The sequence below is a fragment of the Acidovorax sp. genome (genome assembly GCF_046314175.1).
GTDB lineage: Bacteria > Pseudomonadota > Gammaproteobacteria > Burkholderiales > Burkholderiaceae_C > Acidovorax.
The window spans coordinates 1-18,483 of the sequence record NZ_JBKBXG010000071.1; the positions used below are offsets into that span (position 1 = coordinate 1).

The 18,483-nt window shown below is 62.2% G+C and carries 17 protein-coding genes, 2 tRNA genes and 1 riboswitch; of the genes, 12 read left to right on the forward strand and 7 right to left on the reverse strand.

From position 1 onward, the window contains the following. Positions 1 to 21 precede the first annotated feature (21 nt). Both ACK4OE_RS18505 and ACK4OE_RS18510 read left to right on the forward strand, forming a co-directional pair. Positions 22 to 106, forward strand: a tRNA-Leu gene (locus ACK4OE_RS18505). Between the two features lie 187 nt (positions 107 to 293). Beyond that, positions 294 to 378 (forward strand) — tRNA-Leu (locus tag ACK4OE_RS18510). A 254-nt stretch (positions 379 to 632) separates the two neighbouring features. Here ACK4OE_RS18510 and ACK4OE_RS18515 read toward each other — a convergent pair. Beyond that, complete coding sequence (locus ACK4OE_RS18515; protein WP_409886837.1) at positions 633 to 3,386, reverse strand: DUF349 domain-containing protein; 2,754 nt, start codon at positions 3,384 to 3,386, stop codon at positions 633 to 635. Positions 3,387 to 3,828: 442 nt separating this feature from the next. Here ACK4OE_RS18515 and ACK4OE_RS18520 point away from each other — a divergent pair, with 442 nt between their 5' ends. From ACK4OE_RS18520 to ACK4OE_RS18540, 5 genes are all read left to right on the forward strand, one after another. Next, a complete protein-coding gene (locus ACK4OE_RS18520; protein ID WP_409886839.1) occupies positions 3,829 to 4,137 on the forward strand; it encodes a hypothetical protein in 309 nt (102 codons plus the stop codon). Between the two features lie 192 nt (positions 4,138 to 4,329). Then, positions 4,330 to 5,166: a transglycosylase SLT domain-containing protein gene (locus ACK4OE_RS18525; protein ID WP_409886841.1), complete on the forward strand. Its 837-nt coding sequence runs from the start codon at positions 4,330 to 4,332 to the stop codon at positions 5,164 to 5,166. An 80-nt stretch (positions 5,167 to 5,246) separates the two neighbouring features. Further along, positions 5,247 to 5,403: riboswitch (ZMP/ZTP riboswitch) on the forward strand. 35 nt (positions 5,404 to 5,438) lie between these two features. Continuing rightward, positions 5,439 to 6,683, forward strand: coding sequence for a serine hydroxymethyltransferase (gene glyA, locus ACK4OE_RS18530; RefSeq protein WP_409886843.1), 1,245 nt, complete (start codon positions 5,439 to 5,441; stop codon positions 6,681 to 6,683). 20 nt (positions 6,684 to 6,703) lie between these two features. Beyond that, entirely contained in the window at positions 6,704 to 7,153 is a 450-nt protein-coding gene (gene nrdR, locus ACK4OE_RS18535; protein WP_409886845.1) for a transcriptional regulator NrdR, read from the forward strand. Positions 7,154 to 7,429: 276 nt separating this feature from the next. After that, complete coding sequence (locus ACK4OE_RS18540; RefSeq protein ID WP_409886847.1) at positions 7,430 to 8,332, forward strand: DMT family transporter; 903 nt, start codon at positions 7,430 to 7,432, stop codon at positions 8,330 to 8,332. A 143-nt stretch (positions 8,333 to 8,475) separates the two neighbouring features. Here the strand turns inward: ACK4OE_RS18540 and aroC are convergent, their stop codons facing one another. Next, entirely contained in the window at positions 8,476 to 9,573 is a 1,098-nt protein-coding gene (aroC, locus tag ACK4OE_RS18545) for a chorismate synthase (RefSeq protein ID WP_409886849.1), read from the reverse strand. A 154-nt stretch (positions 9,574 to 9,727) separates the two neighbouring features. Between aroC and ACK4OE_RS18550 the strand changes: the two genes are divergently transcribed. Continuing rightward, complete coding sequence (locus ACK4OE_RS18550; RefSeq protein ID WP_409886851.1) at positions 9,728 to 11,965, forward strand: EAL domain-containing protein; 2,238 nt, start codon at positions 9,728 to 9,730, stop codon at positions 11,963 to 11,965. A gap of 72 nt (positions 11,966 to 12,037) precedes the next feature. Here ACK4OE_RS18550 and ACK4OE_RS18555 read toward each other — a convergent pair whose 3' ends face one another. Then, positions 12,038 to 12,487 (reverse strand): CBS domain-containing protein, encoded by a 450-nt coding sequence (locus ACK4OE_RS18555; protein WP_409886853.1) that lies wholly within the window; start codon positions 12,485 to 12,487, stop codon positions 12,038 to 12,040. Positions 12,488 to 12,597: 110 nt separating this feature from the next. Between ACK4OE_RS18555 and ACK4OE_RS18560 the strand changes: the two genes are divergently transcribed. The 3 genes from ACK4OE_RS18560 (at position 12,598) to ACK4OE_RS18570 (ending at position 15,554) form a co-directional block, all read left to right on the forward strand. Continuing rightward, positions 12,598 to 13,908 carry an O-acetylhomoserine aminocarboxypropyltransferase gene (locus ACK4OE_RS18560; RefSeq protein WP_409886856.1) on the forward strand — a complete coding sequence of 437 codons (1,311 nt, stop codon included), beginning with the start codon at positions 12,598 to 12,600 and terminating at the stop codon, positions 13,906 to 13,908. A gap of 2 nt (positions 13,909 to 13,910) precedes the next feature. Continuing rightward, complete coding sequence (locus ACK4OE_RS18565; protein WP_409886858.1) at positions 13,911 to 14,729, forward strand: alpha/beta fold hydrolase; 819 nt, start codon at positions 13,911 to 13,913, stop codon at positions 14,727 to 14,729. 315 nt (positions 14,730 to 15,044) lie between these two features. Continuing rightward, the gene (locus ACK4OE_RS18570) at positions 15,045 to 15,554 is read left to right on the forward strand and encodes a group III truncated hemoglobin (RefSeq protein WP_409886883.1); all 510 of its coding nucleotides are present in this window, start codon (positions 15,045 to 15,047) and stop codon (positions 15,552 to 15,554) included. 51 nt (positions 15,555 to 15,605) lie between these two features. On the opposite strand, the gene ACK4OE_RS18575 is transcribed toward ACK4OE_RS18570, so the two are convergent. The 4 genes from ACK4OE_RS18575 to ACK4OE_RS18590 all read right to left on the reverse strand — a co-directional run bounded on the left by ACK4OE_RS18575 (position 15,606) and on the right by ACK4OE_RS18590 (position 16,935). Beyond that, the gene (locus ACK4OE_RS18575; RefSeq protein ID WP_409886860.1) at positions 15,606 to 15,779 is read right to left on the reverse strand and encodes a LiaI-LiaF-like domain-containing protein; all 174 of its coding nucleotides are present in this window, start codon (positions 15,777 to 15,779) and stop codon (positions 15,606 to 15,608) included. A gap of 100 nt (positions 15,780 to 15,879) precedes the next feature. After that, positions 15,880 to 16,092 (reverse strand): DUF3820 family protein, encoded by a 213-nt coding sequence (locus tag ACK4OE_RS18580; RefSeq protein ID WP_409886885.1) that lies wholly within the window; start codon positions 16,090 to 16,092, stop codon positions 15,880 to 15,882. Positions 16,093 to 16,105: 13 nt separating this feature from the next. Next, positions 16,106 to 16,468, reverse strand: coding sequence for a translation initiation factor Sui1 (locus ACK4OE_RS18585; protein WP_409886862.1), 363 nt, complete (start codon positions 16,466 to 16,468; stop codon positions 16,106 to 16,108). Then, on the reverse strand, positions 16,465 to 16,935 hold the full coding sequence (locus ACK4OE_RS18590; protein ID WP_409886864.1) for a DUF2721 domain-containing protein: 471 nt from the start codon (positions 16,933 to 16,935) through the stop codon (positions 16,465 to 16,467). Before ACK4OE_RS18590 ends, ACK4OE_RS18585 begins: the two co-directional genes overlap by 4 nt. Before the next feature lie 247 nt (positions 16,936 to 17,182). On the opposite strand from ACK4OE_RS18590, the gene ACK4OE_RS18595 reads away from it, so the two are divergent. Then, positions 17,183 to 18,451: a DEAD/DEAH box helicase gene (locus tag ACK4OE_RS18595; RefSeq protein ID WP_409886866.1), complete on the forward strand. Its 1,269-nt coding sequence runs from the start codon at positions 17,183 to 17,185 to the stop codon at positions 18,449 to 18,451. Positions 18,452 to 18,483 lie beyond the last annotated feature (32 nt).

The following is an 18,483-nucleotide window of genomic DNA, read 5'->3' on the forward strand; positions in this document are numbered from 1 at the left end:
AATCTTAGACTTTCCTGAAATGCCCAGGTGGCGGAATTGGTAGACGCACTAGTTTCAGGTACTAGCGAGTAACATCGTGGAGGTTCGAGTCCTCTCCTGGGCACCAAGTTTAACGAGAACCTGCCAAGGTTTTCAAAATATCGAAGCCGCTGTCATCACAGCGGCTTTTTTATTTTCCCAAACACTTTTACTGCGGGACTCTTCAGCACTCCGCGCAGATGTCTTCATAAATTTCTTCATCAACTCTCCAGAAACTCGAATTACTTGTTCTATAATTCGAGGCTGATCTGAAAGCCCAGGTGGCGGAATTGGTAGACGCACTAGTTTCAGGTACTAGCGAGTAACATCGTGGAGGTTCGAGTCCTCTCCTGGGCACCAAATACATAAAAAGCCGTTGTATCTGCAACGGCTTTTTTGTTTCCGAGATACGTTTCAACCCATTTGAGAGGAACGGCTTGCGGCATCTCCAAGACATCAGAAATCAGCCCGCTTGCGCCCCACTGCCCAACACGCACCTCTCCTCGCACACCTCCAACCGGCTCGCCATGTATCAGACGATGGGGCCGGCTTAGCGAGCCACATAAAACAACGACGGCCGCTGAGCGAATCAGCGACCGTCGATGCCACACGGCTTATTTGCGCAGCAACGTCTTGAGCGCGTTCTGCAGACGCCGCGCATTGGCAGCATCGCTTGCGCTCGCCAGCACGCGCGCGGCGTCCTGGCCCCAGGTTTGCGTTGGTGCTGGGTCATTGCGGCGGGTCAACAACTGCAGCTGAAGCATGCGGCGTGCGGCAATGTGCTCTGCAGGTGTGGGCACCTCTGCAGCCATTTCCAGGCGCAGCAACGCTTCAGACGCATCGCCCTGCGGCGCGGACGACAACGCTTGCGTCCACGCGCCACGCACCTGTGCCGTCACGCGGCCGCCCAGGTCTTGCGTGCCGGGGACCTGTTCCGCGTCGCGCTTTTCCCAGGCGGTCAGCAACTGGGTCAGTGCCTCGCCATGCGCCTGTGCTGCCAGCTTTTTCAGTGCCAGCTGCGCGTGCTCCATGGCATCACGCTGCGCGCGGAAAGCGGTGTCTCCCAGGCGGGGGCCACGGTCTTCGAACGCGGGGCGATCACCAAACCGGCCACCGCGGTCATTGCGGTCGCCAAATCGGCCATCGGCACGCGGCGCACGGGCTGCATCGCGATCTCCGGGGCGGCCATCTCGGCGTTCGCCAGGGCGACCACCGCGACCAGGCGCTGCAGGGGCGTCTTTTTTCATGCCGGGACGATCATCACCGCGGACAGCCACCACTGGGCGAGCCGGGGGCTTCGGTGCCGCTGCCGGCTGCACTACAGCCTCGTCAGCCCCTTCAGCAGATGCCTCCGATGCTTCACCTTCTGTAGCAGCTGGCGCAGACTCTGCGGGCGCTACAGGCTGATTTGGCTCATCTTTTTGTGCTGACGCCACTGCTTCTGCAGCCTGCGCCTGACCGCGCAAGGCGGCTTCCAAGGCCTGCATGGCAGAGCGAATCTGTTGGGCATCACCCGTGGCGTTGGCGGCTTCCAGCGCCTTGGATGCCTCCAGTACCACGCGATCGCGCGCGCTCAACTCTGTGACAGCGCGATCACGGTCCGCCGACTTGCGGTTGAACGCTTCGTCAATGGGTTTGCGGAAGGCATCCCACAACTTTTGTTCGTGCTTGCGGTCCAGCGGCACCGTTTGCGCCTCGGCCTGCCAGCGTTGCTGCAGGGCCTTGACGGCGTCGATGCGCAGCATGGGCGCGGCACCCAAGGCTGTGGCCTCTTCGATCATGGCGTGGCGGCGTGCCAGGCTTTCCTTTTGCGCAGCCTCCAGCGGGCCGGCGGCCAGGGCGATGGCCTGCTTCCACAAGGGTTGCAGCTCGGCAAAAAGCTTTTCCCCCACATGACCGCCTTCGCGCCAGCGGTCGCCAAACTGGTACAGGGCGCGGTTGATGGCCTTCCAGTCGCCAGAGGCCGCATGCTCCTGGGCCCAGGCCTTGACTTCTTCAATCAACGCCAGGCGCTGAGCCTTGTGCTCGGCGGCCTCGGTGCGGATCTTGTCCAGCCAGGCTTCCACCACTTTGTGCGCAGCGTTGCACGCTTCGTCAAACTTCTTCCACAGGGCGTGGTTGGGTGCGCCGCCCTGGTCAGCCTGCTTCCATTGGTCGCGCAGGTTGCGCAAGGTCTCCTGCATCTTGCGGCCGCCCAGGCCTTGACCTTCAGGGCGGTTGAGAAGCGCCTCGGCCTTGGCCACCAGATCTTCTCGCACCTGGTCAGCGCTCCAGCGCTGCCAGCCTTCCAGTTCGCCCGCAGCGACCAAGGCGGTGTGCACCTGCTGCTCCAGCGCGCTATCGATGTGTTTGCCATGCACCTTGAGCACGGCGCGCAGCGCGGCGGCAGCGCCCGCACTGGCTTTGCCATGGCCTTCGGCCGTTTCTTTTTCGAGCGTCGCCAAGGCTTCGCGCACGACCTGCGCGGCTTTTTCTGCCACTTCGGGCGCCACCTTGGGCTTGACCACGCGAGCGGGCTTTGCGGCCGCAGCGGCTGCGGCAGCTGCACCAGCCTCTGTGGGCAGACCGCGCGCAGTGCGCAATTCGTCCGCCCACACCGGCACCGGTGGCAGTGGTGCATTGGTGTCCTCAGCGGCGGCGGCGGCTTGCGCCACTGCTGGCTGGAACGCCTCCCAGACCACCAACAGCTGGGTACGCGATGCATCAAGCAACGGCGGGAAGCGTGCTTCCACACTCGCCCAGCTCGCGTCGCTCGTCAGCTCCTGAGCCTGCTCTTGCCAACGCGCCACATCAGCACGCAGGAGTTCCAGAGCGGCATGCGCATCGCGCCATGGCTTGGTAGAGAGCACCTCGATGCGCTGGGCCAGCAGAACGGCGGCCTCGCGCTGCACCTGCACACGGTGCTGCAGGTCTTCAATGACTTTCACCCTGTCAGCAACCTGCACCTTGAGCAACGACAGAGGCTCGCGTGACAGCGGTGCTCCTGCCTTGGCCGCATCGCGCTGCCAAGCCAAAGCGTCAGCAATGTTGAGCTTGGGAGCCGACAGCAGCGCCTGGGCTTTTTCGGCCCACTCTGCGGCAATCACCTCTTGCCCCTTGGCGCGGCGGATTTCATCCAGGCGTTCGCGCACGGCACGGGCTGCGCCCTTGTCGCGCCCGCTCAATTCCTTGAAGACCTCCTGCAACTGCTCGGGTGCGGGTTGCGTGGCCAGCCAGTCACGGATACGGGAGGCGCGCTCGCCGGACGTGGCGGCAGAGAAAGCGCCACCGGTCAGCGCATCAAGCGGATGCGGCTCGTGGGTTTTGGCCGGGGCCGGATTCACTTCAGGTGCGTCGGACATTTTGCTGCGGGAAAAAAATGGAAACATGGATCCAATGGATAACAAAGGCACCCTCTAAGCACATTGCTAGAGGGCCTGCCTGGCAGTTGCACTAGCAGCGCGCCAAGACAGAAAAGGGCTATTTTCAACGGGTTCGGCAAACGGACCGCAGCATTGCACCGCACCACACCTGGGAGGGTGATCTGGCACAAGGCATTGCCAGACAGGCTGACACGCTGCGAGCCCTTTCAGGGAGCCCGCGGCTGCGGACGAAGCGCCGCCGCTTCTAGGGAACAGCTCCCATTATCTATATATAAGAGCGAACAGCCCAATTGTCTTGCTACGGCACAAACAAGAAAGCCCGGCGGACAAGGCCTGAAGGCCTGCCTGCCGGGCTTGACGGCTGACACAACGGTCTTTGCCATCGGTCGACATGCGGAGATGAAGGTCCACATGGCGGGGAGGCAAAAGATTGCCTCCAAGGGTTGCCATGAAAGCGGCGTCTGCTGCACCTTGCACTGAGCGCGCTCGGCGGGAGATTTCGCTTCGTCTGGCGATGCCTGAAATCAACAGGCGTCTGAACAATACCAAAGTCGCCGTTGCAACTCAAACTGGATTCTCAATGGCGAAAACACTGCCGATTGAATTTGACATGCTGCTGTCACGACGGCCTGTTGAGCCACAGGACACTACGCCCCCAAAACCACCGAAAAACTGTGCTTTTTTACAGATTTTTCATTACTTTTATGTATTAAAACTTAATTTGTTAGTATTGACTAAGCATTTAGTGAACTTCTAGAATCCGCCAGCCCCAAAAAAGGGCTAGTAAAAACCCCAACTCGCTGCCGAACCCGGCTAATTCAACACAGGGCGCTCAAGCACACCACAGACGTGCGGCCCACTTGATGGCGTACCAATCCAGGCGATTTTCCAGGCAGGCGCAGTCCTCGACGACTGTCCAACCCCGGCCTCGCCTCAGAAAGGAAGAGCTATGACAGCGTCAAAAAAAATTGTCTCCGGCGTGCGGACCTTCGTGGCCGACGTGACCGAAGGTTTTTTTGAAATCACCCACAACAGCTTTGCCCTCATCGGGCTCGCCGTTGCTTTTGTCGCCATTGCGCTCACCGCTCGTCCTGACCTGCGTCAGGCGGGAGAAGAGCAATTGATGGACTGGCTGCGCGCTCGGCAGGTGCAGATGCTCGGCATGCCCGTAGAGCCGGAAGCCAGCGAGCGCGCTACGGCAGCCAACCCGAAGGACCTGCCCAAAGAGCAGGCGGCCGTGGCGTTCTGGCTCAGCAAGAAGTACCGCGTTGCGCCCGAGCCGCTGAGCGTGCTGGTGGCTGAGGCCTACGACATTGGTGCGCGCACCAAGATCGACCCCACGCTGATCCTGGCCATCATAGCCATCGAATCGAGCTTCAACCCGTTCGCGCAAAGCCCGGTGGGTGCCCAGGGCCTCATGCAGGTGATGACCCGCGTGCACACCGACAAGTACCAGAGCTTTGGCGGCCACTTTGCAGCCTTTGACCCGGTGAGCAACCTGCGTGTGGGTGTCAAGGTACTGCAGGAGTGCATAGCACGCGCAGGTTCTGTGGAGGGCGGGCTTCGCTACTACGTGGGCGCGGCCAATCTGCCGGACGATGGCGGCTATGCCGCCAAGGTGTTGGCGGAGCATTTCCGCTTGCGCCAGGTGGCAGGCGGCCGGGCCATGCCCACAAACCCACCTCCTACGCTGTCGACCGAAGCTCCTGCTCAGGTCATTCCTGTGGTGACGCCTCCACCCGCTCCTGCAGCGACCGACAAAGTGGCCTTGCTCTCGGACTTGTGACCTTGCCGTTTAGCACGGGCTCGAACTTATGTCGGACCTTCTGCCTTACTGGGTCGCGCATTGGCCGGGTCAGCTACACTAGCCGGGTACGCGACTGGCGATAGGCGCGGCATCCCACACACTGGATGCTGCCGCTGACGTGGAAACCGGCAAGGGCCTGCCTCTTGTGAACCACTGGGAAGCGTGCCGCACAGGGTTCATCCCTTCTGCGTTCAGCCGTTCGCCTGGGCAGCCCTTGTTTCAAGGGACACAAGTTCATAGGACTGCCAATCATGTACGACCGCAATATTCTTGTCGAACAAACCGACCCCGAACTCTTTGCCGCCATCCAGGCTGAAAACGCCCGGCAAGAGCACCACATCGAGCTGATCGCCAGCGAGAACTACGCCTCCCCCGCCGTGATGTGGGCGCAGGGCACCCAGCTGACCAACAAATACGCCGAAGGCTACCCTGGCAAGCGCTACTACGGTGGCTGCGAACACGTGGACGTGGCCGAGCAACTGGCCATCGATCGCGTCAAGCAGATCTTCGGCGCTGAGGCCGCCAACGTACAGCCCCATTGCGGCGCATCTGCCAACGAGGCCGTTTTCCTGGCCTTCCTCAAGCCTGGCGACACCATCATGGGTATGAGCCTGGCCGAAGGCGGCCACCTGACGCACGGCATGCCGCTGAACATGTCCGGCAAGTGGTTCAACGTGGTTTCCTATGGCCTCGATGCCAACGAAGCCATCGACTATGACGCGATGGAAAAGAAGGCGCACGAAACCAAGCCCAAGCTGATCATCGCTGGCGCATCGGCTTACAGCCTGCACATCGACTTTGAGCGCTTTGCCAAGGTGGCCAAGGATGTGGGCGCGATCTTCATGGTCGACATGGCCCACTACGCGGGCCTGATTGCCGCCGGCGTGTACCCCAACCCCGTGCCGCATGCCGACGTGGTCACCTCCACCACCCACAAGAGCCTGCGCGGCCCACGCGGCGGCATCATCCTGATGAAGGCCCAGCATGAGAAGGCCATCAACAGTGCCATCTTCCCTGGCTTGCAAGGCGGCCCGCTGATGCACGTGATTGCGGCCAAGGCTGTTGCCTTCAAGGAAGCGCTGCAGCCAGAGTTCAAGACCTACCAGGAACAAGTGGCCAAGAACGCCAAGGTGGTGGCCGAGACGCTGACCGCACGCGGTCTGCGCATTGTGAGCGGCGGCACCCAAAGCCACGTCATGCTGGTGGACCTGCGCGCCAAGGGCATTACCGGCAAGGAGGCCGAGGCCGTGCTGGGCGCTGCCCACATGACCATCAACAAGAACGCGATCCCCAACGACCCTGAAAAGCCAATGGTGACCAGCGGCGTGCGCATTGGTACCCCCGCGATGACCACACGTGGCTTCCAGGAAGAAGAAGCGCGCATCACGGCCCACCTGATCGCCGACGTGCTGGACAACCCGCGCGACGAAGCCAACATTGCGGCGGTTCGCGCCAAGGTCAACGCGCTGACCGCACGTTTCCCGGTTTACCGCTAAGCCCAGGCACCGCAGCCACCATGAAGTGCCCCTTCTGCAGCCACCTCGAAACGCAAGTCGTTGAAACACGGGTGTCCGAGGATGGGGTCTTCATTCGCCGCCGCCGCCAGTGCGGGGCGTGCGAAAAACGCTTTACCACCTACGAACGGCCAGAAGTAAACTTCCCGGCCATCGTGAAGAAGGATGGTCGGCGCATCGAGTATGACCGGGGCAAGCTGCTCGCCTCGTTCAACCTGGCGCTGCGCAAGCGCCCCATCAGCACCGACCAGATCGACAGCGCCATCGAGCGCATCGAGGAAAAGCTGCTCAACCTGGGCCAGCGCGAGGTGATCTCCAGCCGCATTGGCGAGCTGGTGATGCGCGAGCTCAAGAAGCTCGACAAGGTGGCTTACATCCGCTTTGCCAGCGTGTACCGCAGCTTTGAAGATATCGATGACTTCCGCGCGATGGTGGATGAAGTGCGTAAGTAGCCTCCGCCATCCACGACACTGAGTCACAGCCACCAATTCCAAGTCTTTTTGGACTCTAGCGCTCATGCAGCAAGCGCTAACAGCTATCAATTGGGTAGCGTTTTGTGGGTGCGAGGATCAGCGGCGTCGCCAGTAGGCGGGCGCTGTCGCCAAGGCTACACAGAAGAAAACCTCTAAAATGATAGCTACTAGCGCTTGCTGGATAAGCGATAGAACCATATTTCATTAAATATTGGACCCCTGGGGTGCCAGCGCACCTAGCGCGGGTGCCCCACAATGCGCCCGGTGAAAACCCGCCATTTCCTGCAGCTGGTGCTGCTGTCTGCCCTGTGGGGCGCCTCGTTTCTCTTCATCCGCATTGCCAGCCCCGTGCTGGGGCCGAACGTGATGGCCGCGCTGCGCATTGGCCTGGCTACGCTCACGCTGATCTGCATCATGCGGATCGCCAATGAGTCCTGGCCATGGCGCCATTGGCGCGAACTGGTGGGGTTGGGCACGCTCACTGTTGCCCTGCCCTTTTTGCTCTACGCCTGGGCCGCCTTGCATCTGCCTGCGGGCTACAGTTCGCTGCTCAACACCATGGCGGTGCCCTTTGGCGTGATTGCCGCCGCGTGGATGAAAGAAGACACCCTGAGCGCGCGCAAGTGGCTCGGCTGCCTCTGTGGCTTTGCGGGGGTGGCGCTGATCGTGCAGCTGGGGCCGGTAGAGCCTACGCCCGCCTTGCTGATGGCCGCCGCAGCCTGCGTGACCGCGTCTGCCTGCTATGGCATCTCTACAACCTGGATGAAGCGCGCCACTACGCGCATGTCCCCGCTGTCGATTGCCGCAGGCATCCATGCCGCCGCGCTGGTGCTGCTATTGCCTGGCGCTGCATGGAGCCTGCCCGAGGCCCGTTTCACGCCCGGTGCCCTGGCCGCGGTGGCCGTGATGGGCATCGTGACCTCGGGTCTGGCCTACTGGCTCAACCTTCGGGTGCTTAAACATGTCTCGCCCGTAGCGGCCATGAGCTCGGCTTTCATGATCCCGCTGTTCGGCGTGGCCTGGGGCCACATCTTTCTGGGCGAGGCGCTGGGCCCCGGCATGGTGTGGGGCGGCGCGCTGGTGCTGGTGGCCACAGGGCTGGTCACGGGCTTCAACCCGCTGCGGTGGCTGTCGGCGTTGCGGTCACGCGGCAGTTGAGCCATTCAGGCAAGAATAGAACGAGCACGTCGGCCGCCCTCAAACCTCCCAGTCTCAGCTTCACGTGATTGGGCGGAGAGCATCCTGCGAGAGTAGGCAATCCGGCTGCTCAGCCGGTTACCGTGGACCTCTGCTACCGCAGACTACAGAAACGATGCCTGGATCGGTGGCACGGGCTGCACCACGTCAGCACACTGGGCCCGGTGGCGCAGGGCGTGGTCCATCACCACCAGCGCCAGCAGCGCTTCGGCAATCGGGGCGGCGCGAATGCCAACGCAAGGGTCGTGGCGGCCCTTGGTGATGACTTCGGCACTCTGTCCATGGATGTCGATGGATTCGCGCGGGGTGATGATGGAACTGGTGGGCTTGATGGCAATGCTCACCTCCAGGTCCTGCCCCGTGCTGATGCCGCCCAGCACACCGCCAGCGTTGTTGGTGCGAAAGCCCTGGGGCGTCATCGAGTCGCCGTGCATGGTGCCTCGGTGGGCAACGCTGGCAAAGCCCGCGCCAATCTCCACGCCCTTGACCGCGTTCAGGCCCATCATGGCGTGGGCGATATCGGCGTCGAGTTTGTCGTACAGGGGTTCGCCCAGGCCCACGGGCACGCCCGTGGCCTGCACCCGGATGCGGGCGCCGCACGAGTCGCCTGCCTTGCGCAGGGCATCCATGTAGTCCTCGTACTGCCGCACGTCGGCCACGGGGGCAAAGAAGGGGTTGCTGCGCACGTGGTCCCAACTCTCGAAGGGGATCGACAGCTCTCCCAACTGGGTCATGCAGGCGCGAAACTGGGCGCCGTATTGCTGCGCCAGCCATTTTTTGGCCACTGCACCGGCAGCCACCGTAGGCGCTGTCAGGCGGGCCGATGACCGGCCACCACCGCGTGGATCGCGAATGCCGTATTTGTGCCAATACGTGTAGTCAGCGTGGCCGGGGCGGAAGCTCTCGGCAATATTGCTGTAGTCCTTGCTGCGCTGGTCGGTGTTGCGGATCAAGAGCGCTATGGGCGTGCCGGTGGTTTTGCCTTCGTACACGCCGGAGAGGATTTCCACCGCATCCGGTTCATTGCGCTGCGTGACGTGGCGGCTGGTGCCAGGGCGGCGCCGGTCCAGGTCAGCCTGGATATCTGCTTCAGCGAGGGGCATGCCGGGTGGGCAACCGTCGATCACGCAGCCAATGGCCGGGCCGTGGGATTCACCAAAGTTGGTGACTGCGAATAGGGTGCCGAAGGTATTGCCGCTCATGGCGCAGGATTATCCCAGAGCCGGGACGCTTACCCCGTTCTGAGACACCGAATACGCAGCCGCCACGCGGTGAGGTGCGCACTGTCCCCACTTTTTTGTACTTGGCAGCGAAAGACTCACTTGCTAGCATCGGCAGACGATCATTGGGATGTTCATGCCCGTCTCTGTACCGCCTACCTTCGGCCTCGCCTCTTCCCCCCCGACTTTCCTGCCCACACCGTTGGCTGATGCGCCGTTGCGCCGCGCGCTGGACGCAAGCGACGACGCCATTGTGCTCAGCGACCGGCTGCGCAACGTCGTCTACATCAACGAGGGCTTCACACGCCTGTTTGGCTTTGGCCCTGAGGAAGTGTTGGGAAAATTCCTCAGCGAGGTGCTGTTTGGCGCCCATACGGACCCGGGTCTGCTGGACCACATCCGTGACACCGTGAATGCGCAGGGTTTCTGTCGCGTGGAGACCCTGCTGTACAACAAGGCAGGTCAGCCGCTGTGGGTCTCGATGGTCATCAACGCGTCCAGTGAAGCATCGGGTGGCCCAGGGGGCAGCATCACGGTATTCACCGACATTACCCTTACCAAGATGCACGAGGTCCTGCAAAAGCGCGTGCTGGAGGGGATGGTCAACGAGCTGCCCTTGGCCAACCTGATGGCTCTGGTGTGCCGCGAAGTCGAACGCATTGCGCCAGAGGTGATCGCATCCATCCTGGCAGTGGACGATCAGGGTCGACTGCACCCGCTGGCTGCCCCCGGGTTGCCGCCGGACATCTGTGCGGCCCTCGATAACCTGCCCGTTGGTCCACTGGTGGGGTCGTGTGGTACCGCGGCCTTCAACGGCGAACCCGTGATGGTCACAGACATCTCGACCGACCCGCGCTGGGCAAACTACAAAGACCTTTTCAGTTCGAGTGGCGTGCGGGCGTACTGGTCCAGCCCCATCTTCGACCACCGGGGCAAGGTGATCGGTACGTTTGCTTTTTACTTTCGCGAGGCCCGCGGCCCCAATGCACTGCACAGGCGCCTGGTGGATGCGTGCCTGCACCTGTGCGCGCTGGCCATCGAGCGTGACAACACACGGCAGCGCATCCACCAACTGGCATTTTTTGACGTACTCACCGGCCTGCCCAACCGGGCGATGTTCTGCAGCAGCGCAGAACGCACGCTGGCCAGCCTGGAGCGCAACGACCAACCGGGCGCGCTTTTGTTTGTGGACCTTGACCGGTTCAAGCAGGTCAACGACACCCAGGGGCACGCTGCCGGCGATGCCCTGCTTTGCGAAGTAGCAGGACGCCTCACCCATTGCCTGCGCGCGCGAGACCTGATCGGCCGCCTCTCTGGCGATGAATTTGTACTGTTGCTGTCCGAATGCCCTACCGAGCAGGCAGTGCAAACGGCACACCACATGCTGGCAGCCATTGCACAGCCCATGGACATTCAGGGGCAGATCAATGTGCCGCATGCGAGCATCGGCATTGCGATGTTTCCGGACGATGGCGACTCCATCGACACCCTGCTGCGCCATGCCGATCAGGCCATGTACCAAGCCAAGAGCGACCACCGCCACAGCCTGCAGCTGTTCAGCGCCGAGATGAACCGGCGAGCGCAGGAACGCGCGGGTCTGGAGCGTGCACTTCGCCAAGCCCTGGTCGAACGCAGCCTTACCTTGCACTATCAACCTCAGGTGATCAGCAGCACCCCGGGAAGCTTGCACGGCGTGGAAGTCTTGGCGCGCTGGACCCATCCAGAATGGGGCGTGGTGCCACCCAACCAATTCATCCCCGTGGCAGAGGAAGCCGGCCTCATCAACGAATTGACGCTGTGGGTGCTGGACGAGGCATGCGGCCAGTTGGCGGCCTGCCGCAGGGCAGGCTGCAACGTGCCATGCATCGCCGTGAACCTGTCTGGCCGCAGCTTTCATCAGCCAGATTTTGCCCAGCAGATCAGCAGTGCCCTGGCAAACCACGGCTTGCGCACTGACGATGTTCTGCTGGAGATCACAGAAAGCGTGATGATGGATGCGCGGCCAGTCACGCTAGCCAATATCGAGGCGCTGCATCGCAAGGGATTCAAGTTGTCGCTGGACGACTTTGGCACAGGCTATTCCAGCCTGAGCTATCTACACCGCCTGCCAATATCCGAGCTCAAGCTGGACATGGCCTTTGTGCAGGACCTGACCACCAGCCCTACGGCCCGTGCGCTCACCGTGTCCGTGCTCACCATTGCCCAAAGCCTGGGCATGGTGGTAGTGGCTGAGGGCGTTGAAACCAGCGGCCAGCAACAGTGGCTACAGGCCCATGGGTGCCCGGTAATGCAGGGTTACCTGTTTGGAAAGCCAATGCCCGCCACGGAGCTGGGGGCGTGGGTGCAAGATCAGTTGCTGGTCACCCCTGAGTGAGTTAGCGCCTTGCCAAAGGCGCCTCATGCGCGTCGCCGGGAGCGACTTGCGCAAAGCGTGCTCAGAGCGTGATCAGGGCCGTGATTCGTCTTCTGGCCAGTCGCGGATGTAGGCCTTGAGCATCTTGTTCTCGAAGTTCTGACTGTCCACCACGGCCTTGGCCACGTCATAGAAGCTGATGACTCCCATCAACATCTTGCGGTCCATCACGGGCATGTAGCGCGCGTGACGGTCTAGCATCATGCGGCGCACTTCGTCCATCTCGGTTTCCAGGGTGCAGGTCAGCGGAGCATCGTCCATTGCGGACCGAACCAGCATCGTGCCCACACCGCCGCCGTTCTTCACCACCGCCTGAATCACCTCGCGGAAGGTCAACATGCCGACCAGATCCCCTAGCTCCATCACGACCAACGAGCCAATGTCCCGTTCAGCCATTGCGTCCACGGCGTTCGCCAGAGGCTCATCCGGCGTGACGGTGTAGAGCGTATTGCCTTTGACACGAAGGATGTCGCTGACTTTCATGGTGTGGTGTCTCCAGGAGGGCGAGAAGAGTGCGGCAGGCGCAACAGGCGTATTGCAGCGAAATATAGCCCACAATGCCCGGCTGAACCGACAACATGGGAGACACACAGATGCCCGGTTACTCTGACCCTGGCTTTGACACGCTGGCACTGCACGCAGGCGCCAGCCCCGACCCCGCCACCGGTGCGCGGGCCACGCCCATCCACCTGACCACCTCCTTCGTCTTCGAGTCCAGCGACCACGCGGCATCGTTGTTCAACCTGGAGCGCGGCGGGCATGTGTACAGCCGCATCAGCAACCCCACCAACGCCGTGCTCGAGCAACGCGTGGCGGCACTGGAAGGCGGCGTGGGCGCCATCGCCACCGCCAGCGGCCAGGCGGCACTGCACTTGGCGGTGGCCACGCTCATGGGCGCGGGCAGCCACATTGTGGCGAGCACTGCGCTGTACGGCGGATCGCAGAACCTACTGCACTACACCCTCTCGCGTTTCGGCATCGAGACCTCCTTCGTCAAGCCCGGCGACATCGACGCATGGCGCGCCGCCGTGCGCCCCAACACCAAGCTGTTCTTTGGCGAAACCGTGGGCAACCCGGGCCTTGATGTGCTGGACATTCCTACCGTCTCGTCCATCGCACATGAGGCGGGCGTGCCGCTGCTGGTGGACTCCACCCTCACCTCGCCCTGGCTCATGCGGCCGTTTGAACATGGCGCTGATCTGGTCTACCACTCGGCCACCAAGTTCCTCTCGGGCCACGGCACCGTAGTCGGTGGCATCGTTGTGGATGGCGGCAGCTTTGACTGGGACGGCCCAAAATCGGCCGGCAAGTTCGCCGAGCTGACCCAACCCTACGACGGCTTTCACAACATGGTGTTCGCCGAGGAAAGCACCGTGGGCGCCTTCCTCCTGCGCGCGCGCCGCGAGGGCCTGCGCGACTTTGGCGCCTGCATGAGCCCGCACACGGCGTGGCTCATCCTGCAGGGCATCGAGACACTGCCGCTGCGCATGGAGCGCCATGTGCGCAACACCGAAAAGGTGGTGGAGTTTCTGGCTGCCCAGCCCTTTGTGTCGCGCGTGGGCCACCCCATGCTGGCGTCGCACCCTAGCCATGCCCTTGCCCAAAGGCTGCTGCCGCGCGGCGCGGGTTCAGTATTCAGTTTTGACCTCAAAGGCAACCGCGAACAGGGCAAGAAGTTCATCGAAACCCTCAAGGTCTTCAGCCACCTGGCCAACGTGGGCGACTGCCGCAGCCTGGTGATTCACCCGGCCAGTACCACCCATTTCCGCATGACGGACGAGGCCTTGTCCGGCGCGGGCATAACGCAGGGCACCATCCGGCTGTCCATTGGCCTTGAAGATGCCGATGATCTGATTGACGACCTCAAGCGCGCGCTGAAAGCCGCCGAGAAAGCGGGAGCCTGACCATGCACGTCCAAGTCAACGGCGCTCCCATCTATTGCTACACGGGCGGCAAAGCCTTCGATGCCGCCAAGCCTACGGTGGTATTCATCCACGGCGTGCTCAACGACCACAGCGTATGGGCCCTGCAAACCCGGTACATGGCCAACCATGGCTGGAACGTGCTGGCCATCGACCTGCCCGGCCACTGCCGCAGCGGCGGCGATGCGCCCGCATCGGTCGAGCAAGGGGCTGACTTCATCGCTGCACTACTGGATGCAGTGGGAGTGCAGCGCGCGGCGCTAGTGGGGCACAGCTGGGGCTCGCTCATCGCCATGGAAGGAGCTGCGCGGCTCAAGGACCGCATCAGCCACCTGGTGCTGGTGGGCACCGCATTTCCGATGAAGGTGTCTCCCGCACTCATCGACGCATCGCTCAACAACCCCGAGCAAGCGATGCGTATGGTGAATGTTTTCTCGCGCAGCACGCTGGCGGCGCCTCCCTCCGCACTGGGGCCTGGCACCTGGGTGTTTGGCGCGGGCATGGCACTGGGGCGCCGGGTGTTACGCAGCAACCCGGCTGTCAACGTCTTTCACCGGGGGTTTGTCGCCTGCGACACCTATCGCGGTGGCGAAGCAGCGATGGCGCAGCTCACGTGCCCCGTCCTGTTCGCTCTGGGCGCGCAGGACCAGATGACATCCCCCAAGGCGGCCCAAGGGCTCATCGGCGCAGCGCGTACGGCGGGAAAAACCGTGCAGGTGACCCATCTTCCCGTGGGGCACAACCAGATGACGGAAGCGCCGGAGGAAACGCTGTTCGCGTTGCGCGACTTTCTGGCGCAGTAGTGTGGTGTTGCACGCTATCCGGCACTTAAAACCGCTCTTTTCGGGCAGGGCGGCGTTGCAAATACTCGCGATACCTACGGGTATCGCTGTGGATTGCGCATTGCCTTGACCAAAAATCCATCGGTTTTGAATGTGCCGTCAAGCATGTAACACCACGCAAGGTGCCGTTCTGAGGTCATTCACTCATGCCCATCAATCACATTTACCTTGCGAACAACGTGCAGCCCCCCCCCGATTTGAAACGATAGTTGCAGACAAAGCCAACCGTTGTGCTTCGTCAAACTGCGGATGCCTCTGAGCGCGCCCAATGCCGTGATGAGCGAGCACAAGCAAACGCGGACCACCGTGGCAGGTCGCCCGCCAGCGCAAGCACCGGACCTGCAGGCCATCACCAAGCTGGTACACGGTTTTTATAGAGACGTGCGCCAGGACCCGCTGTTGGGGCCCGTGTTCGAGAAAGCACTGCACGGCCATTGGGACGAGCACCTGCAGCGACTGGTGGATTTCTGGAGCACAGTGGCCCTCGGAACACGCAGCTTCAAGGGCGATGTATTTGGCAAGCACATGGCACTGGGGAGCATCACGCCAGCACACTTCGCCGCCTGGGTCCGCATGTGGCAGCGGCATACAGAGCTTTTGCTTGCACCCGATGTGGCCCGCGAACTTCAAGTGGCGGCGCACGGTATTGCGTGCAATCTGTTTCGCGGCTACTTCGGCAGTGACCCTGCATTTGCGTCAACGCCAGATGCGCGCATTGTCAACGGCCACGAGGCTGATCAAGCCCAAGCCAAGCGATGCGCAGCGCAGCGCAATCCTCAATGTTAAAAACTGAGACCCAGACACTTTCCCATCGGGGCGACAAGCCCCCGCAACCGTCTACTTGCCTTTTTGCCCCGGCGTAAAGAACAACGCCAAGCCCACCGCGATCAGTGCCACAGGCCACCACACGCGCAGCAGCTCCCGCAGACTGATGCTGATGAGTCCCAGATTGGTGAGCAGAAAAAATACGCCCAAAACCACCAATACGATTGCAGCGATGTTGCCCTTCATACGACTTCCCTCTGTGTTGTTGCACGCTATTGAACGCGATTGTGACGTGGCGCGCCACCGGCCGCTGCGCCAGATATCAAGTTGCGCTTGAACCGTTAACTCAACGGCCCCGCAACGGCATCAGCAGGTCTGACAGCCCGTTGTGATCGATCTCATGCATCAAGGCCAGCAGTTGCCCCAGTTCCCCCTTGGGAAATCCTTCGCGGGCAAACCAATTCAGGTAGTTGCCGGGCAGATCGGCCAGCACGGTGCCTTTGTGTTTGCCGTAGGGCATTTGCATCGTGACGAGGCGCTGCAGCTTGTCCGGGTCCATGGGTGCCATCGCCCTATCCGCCCGCTCGCTTGACCTTATGGCCCAGCTTCTGCAGCGCGGCGATGACCCGATCGACATGGTCTCCCTGGACCTCGATCACGCCGTCTTTCACCGTGCCGCCACTGCCGCAGGCCGCTTTGAGCTGTTTGCCCAACTGCTCCAGCGCGGTTTCATCTACCAACACGCCCTTGACCAGCGTGACGGCCTTGCCACCGCGCCCCTTTGTCTCGCGCGACACGCGCACGATGCCATCGCCCGTGGGCAGCGGCTTGTTCAACTTGCAGGTGCATAGCGCAACGGGCTCGCGGCAGTCGGGGCACATGCGTCCCGACTCCGTGGAATACACCAGCCGCCCCAGATCTGACAGCGACTTCATGGCTTTTTCCCTTCGACCTCTTGCTGCAGCATGTGAAAGTTAAGCAACCGGGTGGCCAGTAGGGTCTCGGTCAAAAAGCACACCAGGGCCAGCAGAAACGAGACCACGCCGGCCAGGAAGCCCGCCACGGCGAGCCGGTTGGATCCAAAGTTGGTTGTTTCGCCGAGGAACAGCAAGATGATGGTGATGCCGATCAAGAACGCGCAGAACGTGAGCAAGCCGATGCAACCATTGGCCAGCCGCCCGCGCAGACGCAGATCGGCCAGCTCGCTGTAGGCGCGGGCCAGAAACTCGGGTTCGGCGTTGGCACGGGCGCGGTCCTCCACCACGCGGGCCCGGTCGATGATGCGGGCCAGTCGGCTGGCGACGGCGCCGATCATGCCGGACACCGCCGTCAGTAAAAACACAGGGGCCACCGCCAGCTGAATGCCGTGGGTAATGGCGGAGGAATCAAGGGTCAGGGCCATGGGAGCTTTGATAAAAGGAAAAAAGCCGATCGTCGTCGGCCCGATTATCGGCGTCGATCGCTGCTGGCGATAGCCGGGGCAACAACACCCAAAGCACCCACCATCACACCAGCCTCTACGCCAATTGCAACCCATTGCTCAACCTCTGGCTGGTCCCCTGGCAGCAACTGCGGCGACAATCACCACCATCTTTCTCCGTTCGCGCTGTCGTGCGTCGACTTTTCAACGCCACGCCATCGCTGCCTCCATGCCCTTTGCTTCCCTCGGTCTGTCCCCTGCCCTTGCCCACGCGGCAGAAAAAGCGGGATTCGTCACGCCCACACCCATTCAGGCCGATGCCATCCCGGTCATCTTGGAGGGTGCGGATTTGTTAGGTGCCGCGCAAACGGGTTCGGGCAAGACGGCCGCTTTTGCCCTGCCCTTGCTGCAGCAGTTGCAGCTAAGTGCCACTGGGGGTCCACGCCGGGTGCGCGCGCTGGTGCTGGTGCCCACACGCGAGCTGGCGGCCCAGGTGGGCGAGGTGCTGCGCAGCCTAGCCCAGCACCTGCAGCAGCCGCTCAAAGTCGCCATCGTCTTTGGTGGCGTATCCATCAACCCGCAAATGCTAGGGTTGCGCGGCGGCGCCGACATCGTGGTGGCCACGCCAGGCCGCCTGCTGGATCTGGTGGAGCACAACGCGCTGCGCCTCTCCGCAGTTGCGCACCTGGTGCTCGACGAGGCGGACCGACTGCTGGACCTGGGCTTTACCGAAGAGCTGACGCGGGTGCTGGCGCTGCTGCCCGAAAAGCGGCAAAACCTGTTTTTCTCAGCCACCTTCCCCACCGCTGTTCAGGCGCTGGCCGATGGCATTCTCAAAAACCCGGTGCGTGTGGAGGTGCCACACACCCCCGGCAACGAACCCGCCATCGAGCAGCGCGCCATCGCCGTGGACGCCATTCGCCGCACGCAGTTGTTGCGCCATATGGTCAAGGAACACAATTGGTCACGCGTGCTGGTGTTCGTGGCCACGCAATACGCTGCCGAGCACGTGGCCGAGAAGCTTTACAAGGCGGGCATCTTTGCCACGCCTTTCCATGGCGGACTGAGCCAGGGCGCCCGTAAACAAGTGCTGCAGGAGTTCAAAGACGAGCGCTGGCAGGTGGTGGTGACCACCGATCTGGCGTCACGCGGTATCGACATTGCGCAACTGCCAGCAGTGGTCAACTACGATCTGCCGCGTTCTGCCGTGGACTACGTTCACCGCATCGGCCGCACGGGCCGCGCGGGCGAAAGCGGCACTGCGGTGAGTTTTGTGACAGCCGATGCCGAAGCGCATTTCAGATTGATAGAAAAACGCCAGCACCTGAGTCTGCCGCGCGAGCAGATTGCTGGTTTTGAGCCCACCGAGGCGCCCTTGCCTGCCTCTGCCGCAGACCCCGGAGGCACCGGCGGAGTCAAGGGGAAACGACCCAGCAAGAAAGACAAGTTGCGTGCGGCAGCGGCCCAGTCCCTGGGGCATCAGGACGAAAACGCCTGAACCAAGGCGTCTGAGCCATCGCCCGATTCGAA

What these genes read in the sequence shown, in the direction of transcription:
- ACK4OE_RS18515 (WP_409886837.1), bottom strand. Translation starts at nt 3,386, where the DNA reads ATGTTTCCATTTTTTTCCCGCAGCAAAATGTCCGACGCACCTGAAGTG.
- ACK4OE_RS18520 (WP_409886839.1), top strand. Translation starts at nt 3,829, where the DNA reads ATGAAAGCGGCGTCTGCTGCACCTTGCACTGAGCGCGCTCGGCGGGAG.
- ACK4OE_RS18525 (WP_409886841.1), top strand. Translation starts at nt 4,330, where the DNA reads ATGACAGCGTCAAAAAAAATTGTCTCCGGCGTGCGGACCTTCGTGGCC.
- glyA (WP_409886843.1), top strand. Translation starts at nt 5,439, where the DNA reads ATGTACGACCGCAATATTCTTGTCGAACAAACCGACCCCGAACTCTTT.
- nrdR (WP_409886845.1), top strand. Translation starts at nt 6,704, where the DNA reads ATGAAGTGCCCCTTCTGCAGCCACCTCGAAACGCAAGTCGTTGAAACA.
- ACK4OE_RS18540 (WP_409886847.1), top strand. Translation starts at nt 7,430, where the DNA reads ATGCGCCCGGTGAAAACCCGCCATTTCCTGCAGCTGGTGCTGCTGTCT.
- aroC (WP_409886849.1), bottom strand. Translation starts at nt 9,573, where the DNA reads ATGAGCGGCAATACCTTCGGCACCCTATTCGCAGTCACCAACTTTGGT.
- ACK4OE_RS18550 (WP_409886851.1), top strand. Translation starts at nt 9,728, where the DNA reads ATGCCCGTCTCTGTACCGCCTACCTTCGGCCTCGCCTCTTCCCCCCCG.
- ACK4OE_RS18555 (WP_409886853.1), bottom strand. Translation starts at nt 12,487, where the DNA reads ATGAAAGTCAGCGACATCCTTCGTGTCAAAGGCAATACGCTCTACACC.
- ACK4OE_RS18560 (WP_409886856.1), top strand. Translation starts at nt 12,598, where the DNA reads ATGCCCGGTTACTCTGACCCTGGCTTTGACACGCTGGCACTGCACGCA.
- ACK4OE_RS18565 (WP_409886858.1), top strand. Translation starts at nt 13,911, where the DNA reads ATGCACGTCCAAGTCAACGGCGCTCCCATCTATTGCTACACGGGCGGC.
- ACK4OE_RS18570 (WP_409886883.1), top strand. Translation starts at nt 15,045, where the DNA reads ATGAGCGAGCACAAGCAAACGCGGACCACCGTGGCAGGTCGCCCGCCA.
- ACK4OE_RS18575 (WP_409886860.1), bottom strand. Translation starts at nt 15,779, where the DNA reads ATGAAGGGCAACATCGCTGCAATCGTATTGGTGGTTTTGGGCGTATTT.
- ACK4OE_RS18580 (WP_409886885.1), bottom strand. Translation starts at nt 16,092, where the DNA reads ATGGACCCGGACAAGCTGCAGCGCCTCGTCACGATGCAAATGCCCTAC.
- ACK4OE_RS18585 (WP_409886862.1), bottom strand. Translation starts at nt 16,468, where the DNA reads ATGAAGTCGCTGTCAGATCTGGGGCGGCTGGTGTATTCCACGGAGTCG.
- ACK4OE_RS18590 (WP_409886864.1), bottom strand. Translation starts at nt 16,935, where the DNA reads ATGGCCCTGACCCTTGATTCCTCCGCCATTACCCACGGCATTCAGCTG.
- ACK4OE_RS18595 (WP_409886866.1), top strand. Translation starts at nt 17,183, where the DNA reads ATGCCCTTTGCTTCCCTCGGTCTGTCCCCTGCCCTTGCCCACGCGGCA.